The organism is Dawidia soli (assembly GCF_018598185.1).
Classification (GTDB): Bacteria; Bacteroidota; Bacteroidia; order Cytophagales; family Cyclobacteriaceae; genus Ohtaekwangia; species Ohtaekwangia soli.
In genome coordinates, this window is sequence record NZ_JAHESC010000106.1 from 1 (window position 1) to 1,578 (window position 1,578).

The 1,578-nt window shown below is 40.9% G+C and carries 1 protein-coding gene; it reads left to right on the forward strand.

What is annotated here, in order from left to right; genetic code table 11:
• The first annotated feature begins 102 nt into the window (after window positions 1-102).
• A complete protein-coding gene (locus KK078_RS30270; protein WP_317196010.1) occupies window positions 103-1,392 on the forward strand; it encodes an IS4 family transposase in 1,290 nt (429 codons plus the stop codon).
• Window positions 1,393-1,578: the final 186 nt, after the last annotated feature.

Below are 1,578 nucleotides of genomic sequence, written 5' to 3' on the forward strand. Positions count from 1 at the left end.
GACCATAGCCGTCTACTTAAGGTCTAAGTAATTGTTAATCAATACTCATAGAGAAAGAAACGAAATGGTATTTCAGGGCAAATTGATGAGCTAACCAAAAAAATTACGGGGACCTTATCGGTCCAAACACTTCAAGAGCTAGCCATCCAAAGTGGCTTTTGTCAGCGTCGATCGAAGATGGACATGCTGTCATTTTTGAAAATGGTTCTCTTTGATCCAATCACGATGGAACAACCAAGCCTGGATCAACATTGCAGATTGTTTTTGAAAGATCAAGGGAAAAGCTTCTGCAAACAGGCACTGGACAAACGTTTCAATAGTCAGGCGGTAATCTTTCTGAAAAGCCTGCTCGAAAGATGCCTCAATCACCAACTGACAAGGAAATTGCCCTCTGTCTATGGAGATCATTTTTCAGCAATCCGCCTGATGGACTCCACGGAGTATAAGTTGCCGGAGGCACTGGCTAGCGACTTCCCGGGATTTAATGGCGATGCCCCGAAAGCCTGTATGCAGATCCAATTTGAATACGACATCCTGTCAAGCCGTCTGAAGAGTTTTGATATGATGGGAGCAAGGATAAATGATTTTGCTTATGCCCATCCCTTGTTGGATAATGTTCATCCTAAGGAATTGATCATACGCGATCTGGGGTACTATCGGATAGATTCTTTTAAAAAGATTGAAGCTCGCGGTGCTTATTACATTAGTCGTCGTCTTCCAACCACCAAGATTTATGAATGCTTGTCCGAAGATGCCTTAGATTATAAGACACTTTATCAGCGTTTAAAGAAGTCTCGCAGGGGATACTTGGATATGCCTGTTTATTTAGGGGAAGAAGCCAAGTTCCCTGTAAGGCTTATCGTAATGTTACTGCCTGCGGAAGCGGTCAAACGTAGACGTAAAAAGAAAATATATCGAAAGAATGCTCATCCAGAGATTTACGATTATCTCCAGTATATGAACGTATTTATTACCAACGTTCCTGATACGATGCTTTCTGTTAATCAGATTAATGATCTGTATCGGATACGCTGGCAAGTGGAGATTATGTTTAAGACCTGGAAAAGTATCTTGAAGATCGACAAAGTCCGCAAAATGAAATCCGATCGAGTGAAATGTTACCTCTTGGGCAGGTTCTTATGGATATTACTTAACTGGGAGATGTACGCACTTTTTAATGTGCATACCCTGGCGGCTAAAAAGATGTTTTTAAGCATCTATAAGTTCTACGCCATTGTCAAGGACCATGTACATCTATTGCAAGAGCATATCTTACGGCAACGAAAAATGTTGAATAGCTGGCTAAAGTCACTGCTAGACAATGTCTGGCGGTTCGGTATAAAAGATGAAAAGAAAGGAAGAAATCTGATCAAATTATTAGCGATAAGGTAACCATGACTGGCTTGAGTAGTGTATCTTTCGGAGAGGACAAAAAAGCAAAGCCATCGCTGACGACCAATCCTCGATGGCTTTTCAAAAAAACTACTACCAAATATGAGAAATAAAACTTTGCCATGCAGAGCTGCATGGCTATTTTATTATATATCAGTCACTTACATTAAGTAGACGGCTATGGTC